16 protein-coding genes and 1 tRNA gene are annotated in these 17,579 nt (G+C 60.3%); 6 read left to right on the forward strand and 11 right to left on the reverse strand.

Translation table 11 applies throughout. The features are described 5' to 3' along the window. The first annotated feature begins 95 nt into the window (after positions 1 to 95). Both JF515_RS01225 and JF515_RS01230 read left to right on the forward strand, forming a co-directional pair. Positions 96 to 1,559: a DUF3336 domain-containing protein gene (locus JF515_RS01225; protein WP_203100136.1), complete on the forward strand. Its 1,464-nt coding sequence runs from the start codon at positions 96 to 98 to the stop codon at positions 1,557 to 1,559. A gap of 141 nt (positions 1,560 to 1,700) precedes the next feature. Continuing rightward, positions 1,701 to 2,339: a peroxiredoxin gene (locus JF515_RS01230; protein WP_203100138.1), complete on the forward strand. Its 639-nt coding sequence runs from the start codon at positions 1,701 to 1,703 to the stop codon at positions 2,337 to 2,339. 54 nt (positions 2,340 to 2,393) lie between these two features. On the opposite strand, the gene JF515_RS01235 is transcribed toward JF515_RS01230, so the two are convergent. The 4 genes from JF515_RS01235 to JF515_RS01250 all read right to left on the reverse strand — a co-directional run bounded on the left by JF515_RS01235 (position 2,394) and on the right by JF515_RS01250 (position 5,748). Then, entirely contained in the window at positions 2,394 to 2,876 is a 483-nt protein-coding gene (locus JF515_RS01235) for a MaoC family dehydratase (protein WP_203100140.1), read from the reverse strand. A 27-nt stretch (positions 2,877 to 2,903) separates the two neighbouring features. Next, positions 2,904 to 3,683, reverse strand: a complete 780-nt coding sequence (locus tag JF515_RS01240; protein WP_203100142.1) for an enoyl-CoA hydratase/isomerase family protein — start codon at positions 3,681 to 3,683, stop codon at positions 2,904 to 2,906. A gap of 137 nt (positions 3,684 to 3,820) precedes the next feature. Then, entirely contained in the window at positions 3,821 to 4,711 is an 891-nt protein-coding gene (locus JF515_RS01245) for a LysR substrate-binding domain-containing protein (RefSeq protein WP_203100144.1), read from the reverse strand. Between the two features lie 128 nt (positions 4,712 to 4,839). Beyond that, positions 4,840 to 5,748: a 2-dehydropantoate 2-reductase gene (locus JF515_RS01250; protein WP_203100146.1), complete on the reverse strand. Its 909-nt coding sequence runs from the start codon at positions 5,746 to 5,748 to the stop codon at positions 4,840 to 4,842. Positions 5,749 to 5,995: 247 nt separating this feature from the next. Between JF515_RS01250 and ilvE the strand changes: the two genes are divergently transcribed. The 3 genes from ilvE to JF515_RS01265 all read left to right on the forward strand — a co-directional run bounded on the left by ilvE (position 5,996) and on the right by JF515_RS01265 (position 8,204). Beyond that, a complete protein-coding gene (ilvE, locus tag JF515_RS01255) occupies positions 5,996 to 6,958 on the forward strand; it encodes a branched-chain-amino-acid transaminase (protein ID WP_203100148.1) in 963 nt (320 codons plus the stop codon). A 107-nt stretch (positions 6,959 to 7,065) separates the two neighbouring features. Continuing rightward, positions 7,066 to 7,139 (forward strand) — tRNA-Gly (locus tag JF515_RS01260). A gap of 195 nt (positions 7,140 to 7,334) precedes the next feature. Then, positions 7,335 to 8,204, forward strand: coding sequence for a DNA ligase (locus JF515_RS01265; RefSeq protein WP_203100150.1), 870 nt, complete (start codon positions 7,335 to 7,337; stop codon positions 8,202 to 8,204). A gap of 7 nt (positions 8,205 to 8,211) precedes the next feature. Here JF515_RS01265 and JF515_RS01270 read toward each other — a convergent pair whose 3' ends face one another. Next, a complete protein-coding gene (locus JF515_RS01270; protein WP_203100152.1) occupies positions 8,212 to 9,177 on the reverse strand; it encodes a methyltransferase in 966 nt (321 codons plus the stop codon). A 156-nt stretch (positions 9,178 to 9,333) separates the two neighbouring features. Between JF515_RS01270 and JF515_RS01275 the strand changes: the two genes are divergently transcribed. After that, the gene (locus JF515_RS01275) at positions 9,334 to 11,262 is read left to right on the forward strand and encodes a transglycosylase SLT domain-containing protein (RefSeq protein WP_203100154.1); all 1,929 of its coding nucleotides are present in this window, start codon (positions 9,334 to 9,336) and stop codon (positions 11,260 to 11,262) included. A gap of 59 nt (positions 11,263 to 11,321) precedes the next feature. On the opposite strand, the gene JF515_RS01280 is transcribed toward JF515_RS01275, so the two are convergent. The 6 genes from JF515_RS01280 to JF515_RS01305 form a co-directional block, all read right to left on the reverse strand. Beyond that, positions 11,322 to 11,990, reverse strand: coding sequence for a hypothetical protein (locus tag JF515_RS01280; RefSeq protein WP_203100155.1), 669 nt, complete (start codon positions 11,988 to 11,990; stop codon positions 11,322 to 11,324). A gap of 613 nt (positions 11,991 to 12,603) precedes the next feature. Further along, positions 12,604 to 12,882 carry a hypothetical protein gene (locus JF515_RS01285; protein ID WP_203100157.1) on the reverse strand — a complete coding sequence of 93 codons (279 nt, stop codon included), beginning with the start codon at positions 12,880 to 12,882 and terminating at the stop codon, positions 12,604 to 12,606. Between the two features lie 250 nt (positions 12,883 to 13,132). Next, positions 13,133 to 13,297, reverse strand: a complete 165-nt coding sequence (locus JF515_RS01290) for a hypothetical protein (RefSeq protein WP_203100158.1) — start codon at positions 13,295 to 13,297, stop codon at positions 13,133 to 13,135. A 319-nt stretch (positions 13,298 to 13,616) separates the two neighbouring features. Next, positions 13,617 to 15,083, reverse strand: coding sequence for a DUF637 domain-containing protein (locus tag JF515_RS01295; RefSeq protein ID WP_203100160.1), 1,467 nt, complete (start codon positions 15,081 to 15,083; stop codon positions 13,617 to 13,619). Between the two features lie 438 nt (positions 15,084 to 15,521). After that, entirely contained in the window at positions 15,522 to 17,111 is a 1,590-nt protein-coding gene (locus JF515_RS01300) for a hypothetical protein (protein ID WP_203100162.1), read from the reverse strand. 255 nt (positions 17,112 to 17,366) lie between these two features. After that, positions 17,367 to 17,570, reverse strand: coding sequence for a hypothetical protein (locus JF515_RS01305; RefSeq protein WP_203100164.1), 204 nt, complete (start codon positions 17,568 to 17,570; stop codon positions 17,367 to 17,369). Positions 17,571 to 17,579: the final 9 nt, after the last annotated feature.

The raw sequence follows: 17,579 nt of genomic DNA on the forward strand, positions 1-17,579 counted from the left end.
ATTAATGTCTTGTCGGACAATCCAAGCGATGAAAGCGCGCCGACCGCCGCTAGACTGGCCCGCGAACACAATAAAAGTGCCAGGGAGAACCGCCAATGAAACGCACGCTCAAGCAGCTTGAGCGCGCCATCGAGCACGCCAGCACCCATGAGGAATGGCTCGAGGCCAGCCGTGAACACGACCGGCTGTCCGGCGCCAATGACTGGAAGGAAATCGACCGCTCCCCGCACTACGACTACGAACTGATCCGCAACCGACTGTGGCAGATCCGCCAGGCCCGCGAGCGTGGCGACGTCAACAAGCTGGTGTTCCACCTCCACGAAGGGCTGCACGGCAACCTGGGCAATATCTCCAACCCGGCCCTCTATGGCCACGCCCGGGTCGGTACCAAGCAACTCATCGAGCGTTACCTGGATGAGGTGTGCACCGCTCTGGAGTGGGTCTGTGACGGCGACTTCAAGGACTTCGGGCTCAAACAGAAACTGGACTTCTTCGAGACCACCGGCGCCGCCTTCGGGCAAAGCTGCCTGATGCTGTCCGGCGGCGCCGCCCTGGGCCTGTTCCACGTGGGCGTGGTCAAGACGCTTTGGGAGCACGGCCTGCTACCGTCGGTGATTTCCGGCTCCAGCGCCGGCAGCATCGTCGCCGCCGTGGTCGGCACCCACAACGACAGCGAGCTGGCCGCCAAGCTGGAGCCGGAGAACCTGTATCTGGAAGCGTTCCGGGCGATTGGCTGGAAGGGCGTGCTGCGCGGCACCCCGGTGCTCGATGGCGACCATCTGGAAGCCTGCCTGGAAGAGAACATCCAGGACCTCACCTTCGAAGAGGCGTATCGCAAGACCGGCCGCGAAATCAACATCACGGTCAGCCCCTACGACCGCAACCAGCACGCCCGCCTGCTTAACTGGCGCACCTCGCCCAATGTGTTGATCCGCAAGGCGGCCCTGGCCAGCTGTGCGATTCCCGGCATCTACCCGCCGGTGACCCTGTGGGCCAAGAGCCTGGACGGCGAGCGGGTACCCTATATTCCCGGCCGCAAGTTCGTGGACGGCTCGATCCAGGACGACCTGCCGATTCGCCGCCTGTCGCGGCTGTTCGGCGTCAACCACTCCATCGTCAGCCAGACCAACCCCCATGTGGTGCCGTTCCTGCCGCGCAGCGAAAGCACCAACTCCAGCCTCAGTACCCTGGGCGACTGGGCGATCCGCAATGTGTCCATGAACCTGCACTACGCGCTGGAGCTGGTGCGTCGCCGGGTGCAATCCAACGACCTGGGGCTGATCGTGGACAAGGCGCAAACCGTGGTGAAGCAACGCTACATCGGCGATATCAACCTGATTCCACCGCGCCAACCGCTCAATGCTCTGCGCGTGCTCAGCAATCCGTCCCTGGATGATGTGCGCGCCTTCATCCGCGCCGGCGAGAAAAGCACCTGGCCAAAGCTGTGGATGATCGGCAACACCACCCGCATCAGCCGCACCTTCCGGGCCTGCCGCGAACGGCTCGACCGCCTGGAGGAGCGCACCCTCAACCGCCTGCAGATGGTGGCCACGGTATAGCCCATGCGCCGGGCCCCGCCCGGCGCTATTTGCTTAGCTCGATTCTTTCTTTCACGGCCCTTTAAAGGCGGCGTGCAAGCCTCTATGTTTGGAACATTGGTATTCAACGGATTCGTGATTACACAGACCAGGAGGCACGACATGGCACTGCAGCTCGGCGATACCGCCCCGGATTTCAAACAGGATTCCACCGAAGGCCCGATTTCCTTCCACGACTGGGCCGGCGACAGCTGGGTGGTGCTGTTCTCCCACCCCAAGGACTTCACCCCGGTGTGCACCACCGAGCTGGGTGAGGTGGCGCGCCTGAAGCCCGAGTTCGACAAGCGCAACGTCAAGACCATCGGCCTGTCGGTGGACCCGCTGGACGACCACAACGCCTGGTGCGGCGACATTGAGGAAACCCAGGGCTCAGCCCTCAACTTCCCGCTGCTCGCCGACGCCGACCGCACCGTGTCCAACCTGTACGGCATGATCCACCCCAATGCCGACAACACCCTCACGGTGCGCAGCGTGTTCATCATCGACCCCAACAAGAAGATCCGTCTGACCATCACCTATCCGGCCAGCACCGGCCGTAACTTCGACGAGATCCTGCGGGTCATCGACAGCCTGCAGCTCACCGACGGCTACAAGGTGGCCACCCCGGTGAACTGGACCGAGGGCAAGGACGTGATCATCGTGCCCTCGCTGAACAACGAGGAAGCCGCCAAGCTGTTCCCGGAAGGCTGGGACGAGAAAAAACCCTACCTGCGCATGGTCAAGCAACCAAAGCGCGGCTGAGCCCGACCACCGGCACGCCCATCGGCGTGCCGGTTCCCCTCCCGACTCCGGGGCTTATTGGCCCGCCGGTCGGCGCCCGATCAGGTTCATCGCCTTGAAGCTCGCCACCACCTCACCGTTCTGATTGATCCCCTCCACCAGGGTATGCACCAGGCCGCGATCCGGCTTGGACCGCGAAGGCCGGGCATCGGTGATGGTCAGCCGCACGCGTAGCTGATCGCCAGGGCGCACCGGCTTAATCCAACGCACCTCGTCCACCCCCGGCGAAGCCAGGCTGGCCACCGAGGTGAGGTAATGATCCACGAACAACCGCATCATCAGCCCGATGGTGTGCCAGCCGCTGGCGATCAGCCCCTGGAAGGGGCCCCGCGCCGCCGCTTCGGGATTGATGTGCATGGCCTGTGGGTCGAAACGGCGCGCGAAGTCGATAATGTCGCTCTGTTCGGCGCCAATGGGACCGTACTCGAACGTCGCTCCTTTCTGGTAGTCCTCGAAGTAACGTTGATCCGGCGGGGTGCTGAAATCGGACATTGGCATGGTCGTGCTCCGTGTTATGGCGCTGGGTCATGAGTGGATATTGAACCGGGGCGCCCGTTTTTCCAGGAATGCTCGCATGCCCTCCTCACGATCAGCCAGTGAGAGGCTGTGATGGAAAGCGGCCCGTTCCCGGCGCAACCCTTCTTGCAGCGGAAGGCTGGCGCCGGATCGCGCGGTCCGCTTGATCAGCAGCAGGACCTCCCCGGACAGCGACGCCATGTCGGCCACCAGCCGGCGCCCCTCCTCCAGCAGATGCTCCGTCGGCACCACACGCGAAACCAAGCCGCCACGCTCCGCCTCCCGGGCATCCATGCGGCGCCCGGTGAGCAGCAGATCCAGCGCCTTGGCCATGCCCAGCAAGCGCGGCAGACGCTGGGTGCCGCCCGCCCCGGACAGGGTACCAACCCGCACCTCCGGATGGCCGAATACGGCGTTCTCCGCCGCCAGCACGATGTCGCACATCTCCACCAGCTCGCAGCCGCCGCCCAGGGCAAAGCCCTGCACCAGTGCCACCACCGGCTTCGGGAAGTCACCCAGCGGCGCGCAGCAGCCGGCGAAATCCGTGCCACGGGCCTGCTCCGCGCTGATGTCGAGCATTTCCTTGATATCGGCGCCGGCGGCGAAATGATCCCCCTCCGCACGCAGCAGCACCACCCGCACGTCGGGCGCGGCGGCCAGCCGTTCAAGATGATCGGCCATGGCGTCGGTCAGGGAGCGGCACAGGGCATTGCGGGCGGCGGGCCGGTCAATGATCAGCTCGGCGTAGCCGGCGGGATCTTGCTGGCATCGAATGAAATCGGACTGCATGGGCATCTCCTGGCAAGAGGAACGGCGGCACCGGTCCAGAACCCGGCGCCGGGCAATACGCCCGAGTCTGCCGCGCGTTCCGGCGCCGGACCAAGCGCGAATATCTCAGCCACGGTTGAATATTTTTCCCGTCGCCATCAGTGGCCGGCGCCGTCACCGACCTGTTCGCGCAGCCAGCCCCGCAGGTTGTCGAGGCGGCGGTCCTCACTCAACGCCTTGGGATAGACCAGCCAGAAGCCGACTCCCGCCTTCACCGGGTGCTTGAAAACCGACTCCAGACGCCCCAAACGCACGGCGCTTTCCGCCAGCTCACACACGGCAATCGATACCCCGGCGCCGTCGGCGGCGGCCTGCAGGGTAAGCCCGCCGGAATCCACGCGGGTAACCATGGCGGGTTCGAAAGGCCCACCGGGCAGACTGTCCATCCAGCGGCGCCAGGTCAGGCAGTGTCGGGAAACGAACAGATTGGCCCGGGAAACCCGCTCGATGCGCGCGCGGTGCGCGCCAGACGCGAAGCCCGGCCGGCCATACAGGTCGATGGTGGCCTCGAACAGCAAATCCGCTTCCAGGCCAGGCCATTGCCCACCGCCGTACCAGATGCCGGCGTCCGCCACACCCGCCGCCAGATCCACATCCTCCTGGGTGGTGGAGATGTCCAACGAGAAACCCCGCCGTTCAAACGGGTACAGACTCAGACGCGGCGACAGCCAGTTGGTGGCGAACGTGGGCAGCATGTTCACCCGCAGCGGCCCCTCGCGCCGCTCCTCGCGCACACCCGCCACCGCTTCGGCGATCAGCGTCAAACCCTGATGCAGGCCCGGCGCCAGCCGCTGGCCAGCCGGGGTCAGTTCCAACCCGGTCCCCGCGCGACGCAGCAACGTCACGCCCAGCATGTCCTCCAGCGTACGCAACTGATGGCTCACGGCGGACGGCGTGACGGCCAGTTCCAGGGCCGCTTCCTTGATGGAAAGATGGCGTGCCGCCGCCTCGAAGGCACGCAGTGCATTCAGTGGAACAGGGATGCGCATGGCCGGACCATCCTCCCGTGGGTCATGGGGTCGTTCATGGCCCCATTAAACAGGAAATCACCCCGAAGCCGCTCCGTTCCCCAGCGAGCAAAACTCAGCTTCATCTGAGATTTGCTCACTGGAGGCGGCTACCCGGCGGCGACGCGGAGGGCGTCGTAGGCCTGCATATGGGCGAGACTCACTCTCAACAACGGCGCCTCCGACCCTGCTTCGCGCGCGCGGCGCACCATGTCTCCGATGATGTGGTCATGCTCGGTGGCCCCGCCGCCTTGCAGGTCACGTAGCATCGAGGCGGTGCCGCTGGAACCATGCTGGGTCAGCGTCGCCAGCATCCGGTCATAGGCCTCCTGGGAGGGTATGTACCGGGACGCGGCGGCGGTGGCGACGCATTCGCCAAGCATACGGCGCACCAGCGCTTCGCCCTCTTGGGCCCGCAATATGGCGCCGATCGGCGCGCGCATCAGCGTCGTCATACCGGCGTAGGTGGTCAGGAAGACGAACTTTTCCCACATCTCCCGCTGGATGTCCGGGCTCAGCACCGGCGCGAAACCACCTTGTTTCAGCACCCCATGCAGAGCGCGGGCGGCGTCCCGCTGACCCTCGGCGCGCGCGCCCAGCACCAGGAGCTGCAACGTGTTGAGATGCAACACCTCGCCGGCGGCGCCAAGAGCCGCGCCGATGTGGCACAGCCCCCCCAGAATCCGTTCCGCGCCGAAGCGCGCATCCAGGTAGTCCAGATGCCGCATGCCGTTGAGCAATGGCACGATCAAGGTGGAGGGGCCGACAGCGGGGGCAATGGCTTCCACGGCGCCCTCAAGATCGTAGGCCTTGCAGGCCAGCAGCACGGCGTCCACCGGTGATGGCGCTTCGGTCACGGTGCTCACCGGAGTGACCAGATCACCCAGAGGGCTCTTGATCACGAGCCCGCTATCGGCGAGCTGTGCGGCGCGCCGTGAGCGCACCAGGAAACGCACGTCGACACCGGCGGCGGCCAGGCGTCCGCCAAAATAGCCACCGATCCCCCCTGCCCCAAGCACCAGAAGACGCATCACCCTGTTCCTCTTTGAATTCACCGCATTTCACTATAGAGGCCGAATGAGCGGCAGTCTTCCAGATCGTGATCCATGATCGGACCAGGAGGTAAGCGACCGGATGGATCGAGAGCGCGAGCGCCCCTCAGCGGCCCCGGATCAAAACTCAATGTCCTCTGAGATTTGCTCACTCGTGCCGATGGCCAGCAGGCGGCACACTGGAGCCATCGACAACCAATACGCGGTGTGCCCCATGCTCACTTCCCTCGACGATCGTGATGGCCTGATCTGGCTCGATGGCGAGTTACTACCCTGGCGCGAGGCGCGTCTGCATGTGCTTACCCATGCGCTGCATATGGGCGGGGCCGTGTTCGAAGGCATGCGCGCCTATGGCGGACGGGTGTTTCTCGATGCCCCCCACCTGGAGCGCTTTCAGCGCTCCGCCGTGCTGCTCGACTACCGCTTGCCCTGGTCATCGGACGAACTGAGCCAGGCCATCAACGCGGTGCTTTGGGCCAATCAGCTCGACGATGCCTACATCCGGCCACTGGCCTGGCGCGGCACGGAAAGCGTCTCCATCGCTTCACCGCATGCCCGCATCCACGTGGCCATCGCGGCCTGGGACTGGCCCACGGCGGCCTCCCAGGGCCGCGCGGAGGAAGGCATCCGGCTGCATCTGGCCCATTGGCGCCGCCCGCGCCCGGACACCTCTCCCACCGAAGCCAAATGCTCCGGGCTCTACATGATCGGCACCCTGGCGCGCCATGCCGCCACGGCGGCGGGCTGCGACGATGCGCTGCTGCTCGACAGCGAAGGGCTGGTGGCGGAGACCACGGCCACCAACCTGTTGATGATCCGCGACGGCGTGCTGACCTCGCCCCTGCCGACCTGCTTCCTGGACGGGATCACCAAACGTCATGTCATGGAGCTGGCCCGCCAGCGCGGCCTGCGGGTCGAGGAGAGGGCCGTGACCCTCGAGGAATTGCGCCGCGCCTCCGAGGTGTTCACCGCCGGTACCTCGGTGGAGCTGCAGCCGGTGGTGGCCCTGGTGGAGCGAACCGGCACCACTGAATGGCCGGTGGGGCCGATAACCCGGCAACTGATTCGGGACTTTCGCCGGTCCGTGACCGCGACCCGCCAGGAAGACGTGGCCCCGCGGGACCGGCAACAACACATGAACGCAGCCCACACCGTGGATGGGTGTACTACGCCATGACCCGCTACCGCCTCATGATTTACCGGCATGGCAAGGCTACTCCGGGTGGCCATGGCCCATGGCCCCCTGGACAGCGGCCCGGTTTCCCGGTGTAATAGCCGCCCATCGCGGGTGTAGCTCAATGGTAGAGCAGAAGCTTCCCAAGCTTACGACGAGGGTTCGATTCCCTTCACCCGCTCCAAACTCGAAAGGGTCGCCTCGGCGGCCCTTTTTTGGTTTCAAAGCCTGGGATTTTCTCCTACGAAACCCGCCAAATTGCCACACTTCGATTGGGATTTTGCTTACACGACTTTCAGCACGGCGCCGATAGCCGTCGTCTCCCTCACGATCGAGACTGGTTGTTCAGGATTTGAACAACCACAGGGAGGCAGGAAGCATGTCCCGACCGATTGTGTATTTCGTGGTCACCGTGATCGTGGTGTTCCTCACCGTGGCCGCCACCGTAGGCCACGGCAAGACCACGCCGGCCCTGATGCTGGCCAACGTCTACCAGGACGACGTCAACCTGGCCGATTACTGGGTCAGCGAGAAATTCGACGGCGTGCGCGCCTACTGGGACGGCCGGCGGCTGATCAGTCGCAATGGCAACATCATCCACACCCCGCCTGGCTTCACCGAGGGGTTTCCGGATCAGCCCATGGACGGAGAACTGTGGCGCGGGCGCGGCACCTTCGCCCGGCTGATGGGCGCGCTGGGCCGCGCCGAGCCGCAACCGGAGCAATGGCGGAACATCTATTACATGGTGTTCGACCTGCCCAAGGCCAGCGGCCCCTTCGATAAACGCCTGCGCGAACTGCGCGCCTTGCTCGAAAACCGGCCCGCTCCACATCTCAGGCCGGTGCCTCAGCAACGGGTGGCCGACCGGGATCAACTCATGGCCTGGCTGGACCAGGTGGTGGCCGCCGGCGGCGAGGGGTTGATGCTGCACCGGGGCAGCGCCCCCTATCGCGGCTACCGGTCCGACGATCTGCTCAAGCTCAAGCCCTACCGGGACGCCGAAGGCCGGGTGGTGGCGCACCTGCCCGGTGAAGGCAGGCTGGAAGGCATGATGGGCGCCCTGCTGGTGGAAACGCCGTCCGGCCTGCATTTCCGGCTTGGCACCGGCTTCAGCGACGCGGAGCGGGCCAACCCGCCGCCCATCGGCAGCATCGTCACCTACCAGTACCACGGCCACACCAAGAGTGGCCTGCCGCGCTTCGCCAGCTACCTGCGAACGCGCAGCCGGGGCCCGGGATATGTACGCTGAACGCGCCTCAGCGCATCGCCCGGTAGACCCGGAAGCGATTGGTCTCGCGCATCACCTGAACGTGCTTGAAAGCACCGTCCAGCCACTGCACGTAGGGCAGCTCCCGGTTCGCCACCATCCACAGCACCCCATCACCTTCCAGGTGCGCCGGGGCCTTCTCGATCAACCGGCGGGTGATCGACGTGGTGCGGTCGCGACCATCATGGAACGGCGGGTTGGTGATCACCGCCTGGTAACGCCCGGCCACGCCCTCGTAGAGATCGCCGCCCACCACCTTGCCCTGCAAATGGTTGCGCTCCAGGGTGGCGGTGGTGGCGGCCACCGCGGTGGCGCTCACATCGGTGGCGGTGACATGGCAGCCGCCGTGGGCCAGGGTGGCGCTGAGGGCGCCGCCCCCACAGCCCATGTCCAGTACCTTACCCCGGGGCAGCCCTTCGGCAAGCGCATCCAGCAGCAGGGCCGTACCCTCATCGAGGCGGCCATGGCTGAATACCCCGGGGTAGCTGACCATCTCAAGATCGCCGACCTTCACCCAGGACGCCACGTCTTCCAGCGCCAGCGCCGGCCCCGGCCGCAGCATGGCCCGGTAGAGCTTGCAATGACGGGCGCTGTCCACCAGCGTGACCTCGTCGGCGAACCGGGACAGGCGCGTCACCCCACCACGAATACCGCCCTTGGCGGGGCCCACCAGCCACACTTCCAGCGCCACGTCCACGGCGCCGGCCAGCGCACGCAGCAGCAATTCCAGCCGTTCGGCGGCCTTCGGCAGTGGCAGAATCACCAGGTCCACGTCGTCCGGCAAGGTGGGCAACGGCGCCCACTGATGGGCGCCCACGGTGTAATCATCAGCGTGCAGATAAAGCTGCTCGGCGGGCAGCGTCGCCAGTTCCGGGTCGTTCGCCTCCACCACCAGGGCGCGACGTCCGGCCAGGAGTTGCGCCTGCCGGCGAAGCAATTGCGTGCTGTTTTCCATGCCACTTCCTGCCACCAATGAAGGCGGCAGTATAAAGGAAGCCACCGGGTCGGACCCAGGCGGGTTTTCGGGGCGGCCAAGTTTTACATAAACACGACGCGGGGCCGCCTGGTCCTGGCTAGAATAGGGCCAACAGATGCAGTCGTGGAGGCAAGGATGTTCCGTTCCGCAGTTCTGGCCGTGATCGCCGTGATCGTCGCCATGCCGGCCCAGGCCGCCGATACCCCTTTCCAGGAGGCGTTGCACGCCGCCCGCAACGACGACTGGGAAACCCTCAGCCGTGCCCAGAACCACCTTGGCGACCACCATCCGCTACAGGCCTACCTGGACTTTCACCGGCTGCGCGCCGCCCTCCCCGACCTGAACCCCCAGCGGGTCCGGGACTACGCCGAACGCTACCCGGACTCCCCGCTTCCCAACGACATCCGCCAATTGGCCCTGGTGGCTTACGCGCGGGACGAGCGCTGGGACGCCGCCCGCGCCGTCTACGACAGTGCCCCCCGCTCCACGGAGCTGAGTTGCCTGTACTGGCACGCCCAATGGCAGGCCGGCAACCAGGAAGCCCTCAATCAGGCCCGGGAACTCTGGCTGTCCGGCAACTCCCGGCCTTCCGCCTGCGATCCGATCTTCAACGCCGCCCGTCAGCACGGGCAAATCGGCGACAAGGAAATCTGGCGGCGCATGGAACTGGCCTTCTACGAGCGCAGCCCGGGCCTGATGCGCTACCTGCGTCCGATGCTCGACGACAGCGCCTACGCTACCGCCGCCGACTGGCTGCTCGACCTCTACGGCGACCCGGATACGCTCACCGATCTGCCCAAGGATCTGGCCGACGATCAGCGCCAGGTGCTGCTCGCCGCTGGCTTCCGCCGCCTCGCCTACACTGACACCGAAACCGCCCGGGAATGGTTCGAGGACAAACGCGGCGATCTGGGCTTCACCGACGCCGCCCTGGTGGAACGCGCCGGCCAGCGCATCGCCTGGTACTCCACCATCCGAGGCGTGGAAGACAACCGCGACTGGCTGGACCAATGGCTGCGCGAAAAGGGGGGCGACGACTTGCTGGATCAGCGTGCCCGGCGCGCCATTATCGAACAGAACTGGGGTGAGCTCCCCGACTGGGTGGCGCGCCTGTCACAAGGTGAACGCAAGGACAGCCGCTGGCTGTACTGGCTGGGCCGCGCCGCCGAGGAAAACGGCGACGACGACAAGGCCAGAAGCCTGTGGCAGCAGGCCGCCGGGCAACGGAACTTCTATGGTTTCCTGGCCGCCGACCGTATCGGTGAAGCGTACCGCTTCGCCAACGCCGTCCCCACCGGCGATCAGCCGCTGCCGGACCTGCCCGCCCTGGCCCGCGTCAAGCTGCTGCGCGAGCAGAACGAGCCCGGCCTCGCCTGGAGCGAATGGAACTGGCTGATGTGGCACAGCGACGAAAACCGCCAGCGCCAACTCGCCCAATACGCCGTGGACGCCGGCTGGTATGACCTGGCGGTACAGGCCTCGATCCAGGCCCGTGCCTGGGACGTGCTCGCATGGCGCTTCCCCGCCGCCCACCGCGAACGCTTCCGGGAAGCCGCCCGTCGCAACAATCTCGACCCCTGGCTGCCCATGGCCGTGGCCCGCCGGGAAAGCGCCTTCTACCCCAACGCCCGCTCCCCGGTCGGCGCTCTGGGTCTGATGCAGCTGATGCCCGGCACGGCGCGCAACGTATCCCGCGAAGCCGGCCAGGCGGTGCCCGGCGAACAGCAGATTCTGAACCCCGACACCAACATCGCCCTGGGCAGCCGCTACCTCGCCGACCTGCTTAAGCAGTTCAACGGCAACCGCATCCTTGCCCTAGCCGCCTACAACGCCGGCCCCAACCGGGTCGAGCAATGGCTCGCCGACAAAGAGGATGACGCCGTACCCGTGGACGTCTGGATCGAATCCATCCCGTTCCGCGAAACCCGAGCCTACGTCCAGGCCGTGCTCACCTACCGGGTCCTGTTCCAGGGCCTCCACGGCGACGCCGAAGAGCGCACCGCCCTGCTCCTGCTCCCCCGGGAACGCGGCACGCCCTACTCCGTGGCCATGATCGAGGATTAAGAGTTAAGGGGCTCAAAGAGCCGGGTTGCGATCAAAACCGCGACCCGGCCTTTTTCTGGCTAGCGGCGGCCAACCCGGTACTCCGCCAGCTGCCCGCCGATCTGCTCGGCGCACTGCTCCGCCACATGGCTCAAGGTCCGGGTCAGGATGCCGTCCCGGTTCTCCTCGAAGTCCGAATAACCCGCCGTCCACTCGGAACCTTTCTCCGGCCGAACCGCGCAACTGCCGGTCCCCAGCACCGCCTCGGACGCCGCGTCGATAAAACGCGCATTGGCCCGGTAAGTAATCGAATAGGTGCCCCAGGCCGACTTGTAATAGATCAACTGCCAAACACTGGTCCGCACATCCACCACCACATCCGCGTCACCGCTCGCCGCCACGATCTCGGCGGCGTCCGCCCCCTCAACCACACCCCCCGGCGGCAGCGCCTCGCCGCCAAAAATAGTCGCCAGCCGGCCCGCCAGACTGCGGGACACGGAGGAAGCCGGGTCCGCCACATCGTGGCTTTCGATGATCTTCTTGCCGGCGGCATTCATCGCCATATTGCCCAGGAACCCGAACTGCGCCTTGGTCGGCGTGATCGCCGACATCGCCGGCATCGGATGTTCGGTGGCGGCCACCTTATCAATCCTCCTGCCCTCCAAGGCCTTCACATCCAACGCCACCGGCTTCACCGTGGCGCAACCTCCCAGAACCAACATCGCGGCAAGCGAAAATATCCTTTTCATTTACACTCTCCAATAATCATTAAAATTTAAAAAAACAGCCAAAAGAACAATGCGCCAAAAAACACACAGACCTGAGCCCTTCTTATTTTTTCAAAAACCGGAAGCAATTCGTCCGGCACTTTTCCATATATATGCTTATTTGAAAACGGATGCACGATTGAAAACAAATCCTTAAAGTTGCAAACCCGCTCAAACCTAAATCTCACATAGAGGGCAAAAAACACGGCCTCCAGAATAACAAATAGAATAACCATCATCTCAGCCAACATAAAAACCCGGCCACCCCATTAAATTGACATCGTTATATTTATAGAAAACCTCAATTTTATACAACCCCTCGCAAGAGGATTCAGTCGCGCCTGCCTCTTACGAAAGAGCGACCCAAATAAAATTCCTCCGCCCACCTGCCGATTCACCAGAAAAATAAAAATCGAGTTTTTAGTAAGAACCTCTTCCTTGCGCGGCCAACCGCAGCCCCACCCCAGCGCCAAAAATAGCAACTTTCGGGTCATATCCTTTTATATAGACAACATGAACACCCCACCAAACAAAGCAATTCAGGCGATTTTGGAAAAACGACATCAAAGGTTGTTACGAAACGATCTCCGCTCAACTATTCTCTCACAGCGTCAACAATAAAACCTTCACCGAGCGGCTCTACGCCTTCATAGAAAAAGAATCGCGTACCTTCAGAACAATCCGCCTCCAGAAAATTTATTTCCACAACCCCTTCATCACCAGGTTTAAAATCCTCTCGATCAAGCAAGGTAATCATTCCTGAAACCAAGGTTTTTTCTAGAACATTAAATAGCGGCCGATACCCACTCTTAAAAGGGGTTTTTCTTTTACCTCCACCGCTGTACAACTTGATTTTCGCTCTGACTTTTACCATCACTTCACCACCGGACTATAATTCATAGGAACAGAATTCAACTCATCAAGCCTACCTGCGGGAATCAAAAAAGCATCCATAAAGTCAGCCCTGAATTTATTTGCTTCCCTCATAACTTCATCAGGAACTTCAACCCTGATTATATAATTAGGAACACCATCCAGATTAAAATTATTTCTCCCGAATTTCGCCGCATCATCCGCGCTCGCGGCAAACAACTTGCCAGTTTCATAACCACCATCCGCAGTTCTTAAACCATTCTTATCGATATCATCATCGCCGGCATCGGATGTTCGGTGGCGGCCACCTTATCAATCCTCCTGCCCTCCAAGGCCTTCACATCCAACGCCACCGGCTTCACCGTGGCGCAACCTCCCAGAATCAACATCGCGGCAAGCGAAAATATCCTTTTCATCTACACTCTCCAAAAAAAATCGACTAATTTTCAAACACCGAAAAAGCAACTTCAACCAAACTAAAACTCAGTCAAAAACCCAAACAAAAAAACAAGGGCAAACAAAATTCTGACTTTCGCCAAAAACTCGAAATAATAAATTTTATCTTCTGGAACCACCCCCTTAACATAAGATGCCGAAAACAGGGGAATCCATCTTAAATAATAAAAAAACCTCTTGTTCTCTTCAGGTGTCGGATACTTAAAATAAAAATAAAAAACATGCTCAACTAAAGCAGCAGCGAAAACACCCCAAAACCCAATTAAAATTATCACAACCCTAATCCATAATTCTTACATAGTGGCATTTATTAAAGTCTTCAACCTTATAAGATTCAACATAACCAGAAGACTCTGCCTCAAGATCAGCCCCCACCCCGATACCAAAAGAAACCCCGCCATAAGCCTGGCCTTCAGAAAGCCCTAAATTCCCGCCCACGATAAAAGCACCACCAAGATTTCCTGAAACTCCAGATCCCGCTGATTGCTCGACAGCCCGCTTCGTCTCTTCCATTCTTATCAAACCTTTGTTCATGCTACCCAAAAGCCCGAAATTACCACCCTTGGACACACTAACTCCAGCACTCTTAAAGCGATGAACCAAATTATTATCAGAATCAAAAAGATAGTAATTTGTCATGGAGCCATCCAAAAAAAGATACCCAACAGAATAACCAGTAGAATAATACTGATACGTCCCCGCGGCGATATCTCCGTTATATTCAAACCCGAAATTGGACACGTCCGTCTCCAGCGGACCTCCAACTGCCCGCCCCCAGGGGTCTTGCCATTGAGAACCGTTCTCGCCATCGAATCTCGAAAGATAGATTGTATCGCCGAACTCACCTTCAGGTTCCGGCAGGACAGGCGCACCATAGTCATAGCCCAGCTTACCGGTATTGGCTATCACATATTCAGCCAGATCTTTATCCAGGGCTTGTGGATTTTGCACCATGTAGCGAAGCACACCATCTTCTCCCGGAGTACCTAACCAGTCACCACCATAATCGAAATAGATGTCTTTATAATCTTCACCCTGCAAGGCATCACTTCGCAAGTCGACGATCATTTCATCCGTGACGAGCCGACCATTTTTATTATCATTAAGTGCTCTAAGCGTTTCTTCGATATCCTCAGCTGTGTATATGCCATTACTATTTTTGGCGAGCACCTTAGCCAGCGTTTTTTCCTGCGGGTGCAGTTGGCGATTGTATGTATCCGCCTGCTTGCCTATCCACGCACCTTGCTCAACGTCACCATTGACCAGGCCCGAGCCAAACATTCCTGCAAGCTGTGACGCCGCGGGTTTCCAGGCCCCCTGGCTATCGACATGCGGAGAAAACAATTGATTCATAGCCCCTGCTGCTACGCCAGTCTTGAAATCGCCGCTTATGGCGCCGGTGACCAACCCGCCCGTACCCGCATGTAGGAGGGTTTTCCCTGCGCCGCCCTCCAACCACCACTTGCTTTGCTCCAACGTCGAAGGAATATTCGACGCCAGCGTGCCGGCTCCGTGAAAAGCCAAGGCGGAAAGTACGTTGTTGCCCTGGTTCTCCAGGTTCCCGATCAGGTGATCCTGGAAGCTGCCGCCCTGGATGGCGGCGGTGGCGCCGGCGTTGATCAGGCCCTGGCCGGCGCTGTGCGCCGCGAAGCCCAGAGCGCCCTGGGCGGTGCCCAGGTCGAAGCCACGGGTGATGGAGTTGATCGGGTCGCTTTGGATGCCGGCGGTGAGGCCGCTGGCGGCCAAACCGCGCAGAATGCCGGAAAAGCAAAGACTGTCAGTTAATAACCATCACTGCACACCCCACCTTAATACTAAATTATATTTAAACCAAAGAGGCCATAAAAAATTAGGAAAAAACCTCTGGAAATTCAACAATAATCGAGCCTGATTCATCAGGAACCCTGGGGCACCTCTTAAATTTCTTCACGCACCCATCTTCTAAAAATCTATCAGGGTAAAAATACCAGTTCGACTTTAGGACAGAGCCACAGCCATAACAAAGAACTCCAGACAAATAGGAATCCAGATCTGGCCCCATGTACATTTGTTTAGCAACATTAACTGAATGAACGCACCCACAACTCACACAGAATATAAGTCTGTGCCCTTTATCACCTTCTGGGTATGTTATATAAAGACGCCCCATCTCGCCCACCTTCCAACACCTAACCAACTCCTTTTTCATTCTATAACCCTCAAACTTCCATTAAGCACGCTAGTATTAATTGTGTCCGGAAGCCTTACAGAGGGAGCTGAAACACTATCCACATCATAAAATGGAAAATTTTCCACATAGCCTTTTGGAGGAACATTGGTAAATGCATTAACTCCCGCATCATATTCGACCTTCAATATTTCAGGCGACCCACCCGGATTATGATACTGAAATTCCGAAATTGCACCCTCCATAGTATCATTTACATACGTTCCACCCGACCCTAGACAACCAGGAGCCAACCCAGACCTAAACCCATTTTCTTTTATTAATGGAACAACATCCGGATGAGTCGCGTGATACCCTATCTTTACATTTGAGGGGTAATAAATTTTCTGCGTGTCAGACAGTCTTTTTCCTAAAAAACCATATCCTGAACCACTTAGACCGAGACCAACCCCCACCCCAGACGTATCAGCACCGAAATCATATTCAGCACCTACCAGATCGCCCTGAATGATTTTAAGGCGTGTCTCAACGCCTTTATAGGTCAAGTCTTCCAGCCCGCTTTTGACGCTACCCCAGGTTTGCCGTCCGTCATTAAAGACAAGATCCAGCCCCATTTCAGCGCGGTCACGAATCCCGTCCAGTGAAGGAGTCACCATCTCCCGCAGAGCGTCACCGCTGCCCTTTCCGCTGGCCGCCCACATTTCCTCGCGGGTCACCTCATTCGGCAAGGCCAGATAATCGAGAATACTTTTATAGGATTCGTCGTCCCCAAAGGTTTCCTTCAGATTCAGGCGGTGATCCGCGTACTCACTGGCAGAGACCTGGAAGAGATCGGTTCGTCCCGCCTGTTGAAGCTCCGAGGCCAGGAACTCACGCGCCCGCGCGGTGTTGGTTTCGTCACCGGCCAGAACTTGCGCCCAGCCTTCGTCCATCGCCGCCGCGCCGGAGCGCATGAGCTCGATGCGGGCTTGCTCTTCCGTCAGGCCGTGGGCTTCCTGAAATTTCGCCACGCGCTCGTCGTCCATGGCGAAGGCGATCTCATCGGGGTGAAGCTGGCGGTTGTAAGTATCGGCTTGCTTGGCGATCCAGGCGCCTTGGTTCACGTCATCATTCGCCGCCGCGGCGGCGACAAGACCAACCAGTTGGGAGGCAGCCGTTCGCCAGTTGTTGTACTGGCCTTGCTCCGTGACCGGGTCGTAGGCGGCGCCCACCGTGTCGGTCAGGAAGCCCGCCGCTAGCTGATTGCCGCCGGCGGCCATGGCGCCGGCGCCGAAGTTGCCGTCCGTGATTTGTGTGACGGTGCCGCCCGCCACGGCGTGCAGGCCAGTTGGGCCCAGTCCGCCCTCCCACCAGAAATTAACCCCAAAGGCATCCCCGGCGCCTGCGTCGGCGGTCATCCAGCTGTCCGCCAGAGAGCCGGCCTGATTGAACGCCAACGCGGAAAGCACATTATTGCCCTGGCTTTCCAGGTTCCCGATCAGGTGATCCTGGAAGCTGCCGCCCTGGATGGCGGCGGCTTTACCGAACTCCATGTTGTCGAAGGCCGGGTCCAGCGAGCCGGAGGACACGCCGCCGACGGCCAAGCCGTGCAGGGTGTCGGGAAACAAAGACTGTCAGATGAGAACCATCACTGTACAATCATCCATGACAGGCCCGAAAAAAATTATAAAAGAGCGACCACAGAAAACTCTGCTTTATTATAAAAAATATTTTATATTAATCAATTCAACGTTCACGCACTGTCCAGCGTCTTCTTCAGGTCGAAACAGACACACACTCCAGACCTGACTCTGTCTGCTCTAAAAAGATTTATTTCTGAAAGACCTCCGCATCTTCCCGAAGCCATTTCAGCAGCACCTCGCTCACCGCAAATAAAAATACAGATCCGTCAGATGACGCTCAATCGGATCAGGAAGCTCATTTTTATCAGAAATACCCTGCAGCCATAAAAATACATTTTTTGCACCCAGGTTTTTCCAACGATCCTGGAATTCATTTAAAATATCCGGCTTATATCTAGAGATATCTTCCTCAAGACACTTGTAAAAGTCATCGAATTTAGACATTACAGCCCA

The sequence above is a fragment of the Alloalcanivorax marinus genome, from assembly GCF_016785095.1.
Taxonomy (GTDB): Bacteria; Pseudomonadota; Gammaproteobacteria; order Pseudomonadales; family Alcanivoracaceae; genus Alloalcanivorax; species Alloalcanivorax marinus_A.

What these genes read in the sequence shown, in the direction of transcription:
- JF515_RS01245 (WP_203100144.1), bottom strand. Translation starts at nt 4,711, where the DNA reads ATGCGCATCCCTGTTCCACTGAATGCACTGCGTGCCTTCGAGGCGGCG.
- ilvE (WP_203100148.1), top strand. Translation starts at nt 5,996, where the DNA reads ATGCTCACTTCCCTCGACGATCGTGATGGCCTGATCTGGCTCGATGGC.
- JF515_RS01240 (WP_203100142.1), bottom strand. Translation starts at nt 3,683, where the DNA reads ATGCAGTCCGATTTCATTCGATGCCAGCAAGATCCCGCCGGCTACGCC.
- JF515_RS01305 (WP_203100164.1), bottom strand. Translation starts at nt 17,570, where the DNA reads ATGTCTAAATTCGATGACTTTTACAAGTGTCTTGAGGAAGATATCTCT.
- JF515_RS01270 (WP_203100152.1), bottom strand. Translation starts at nt 9,177, where the DNA reads ATGGAAAACAGCACGCAATTGCTTCGCCGGCAGGCGCAACTCCTGGCC.
- JF515_RS01235 (WP_203100140.1), bottom strand. Translation starts at nt 2,876, where the DNA reads ATGCCAATGTCCGATTTCAGCACCCCGCCGGATCAACGTTACTTCGAG.
- JF515_RS01230 (WP_203100138.1), top strand. Translation starts at nt 1,701, where the DNA reads ATGGCACTGCAGCTCGGCGATACCGCCCCGGATTTCAAACAGGATTCC.
- JF515_RS01280 (WP_203100155.1), bottom strand. Translation starts at nt 11,990, where the DNA reads ATGAAAAGGATATTTTCGCTTGCCGCGATGTTGGTTCTGGGAGGTTGC.
- JF515_RS01275 (WP_203100154.1), top strand. Translation starts at nt 9,334, where the DNA reads ATGTTCCGTTCCGCAGTTCTGGCCGTGATCGCCGTGATCGTCGCCATG.
- JF515_RS01265 (WP_203100150.1), top strand. Translation starts at nt 7,335, where the DNA reads ATGTCCCGACCGATTGTGTATTTCGTGGTCACCGTGATCGTGGTGTTC.
- JF515_RS01225 (WP_203100136.1), top strand. Translation starts at nt 96, where the DNA reads ATGAAACGCACGCTCAAGCAGCTTGAGCGCGCCATCGAGCACGCCAGC.
- JF515_RS01290 (WP_203100158.1), bottom strand. Translation starts at nt 13,297, where the DNA reads ATGAAAAGGATATTTTCGCTTGCCGCGATGTTGATTCTGGGAGGTTGC.
- JF515_RS01285 (WP_203100157.1), bottom strand. Translation starts at nt 12,882, where the DNA reads ATGGTAAAAGTCAGAGCGAAAATCAAGTTGTACAGCGGTGGAGGTAAA.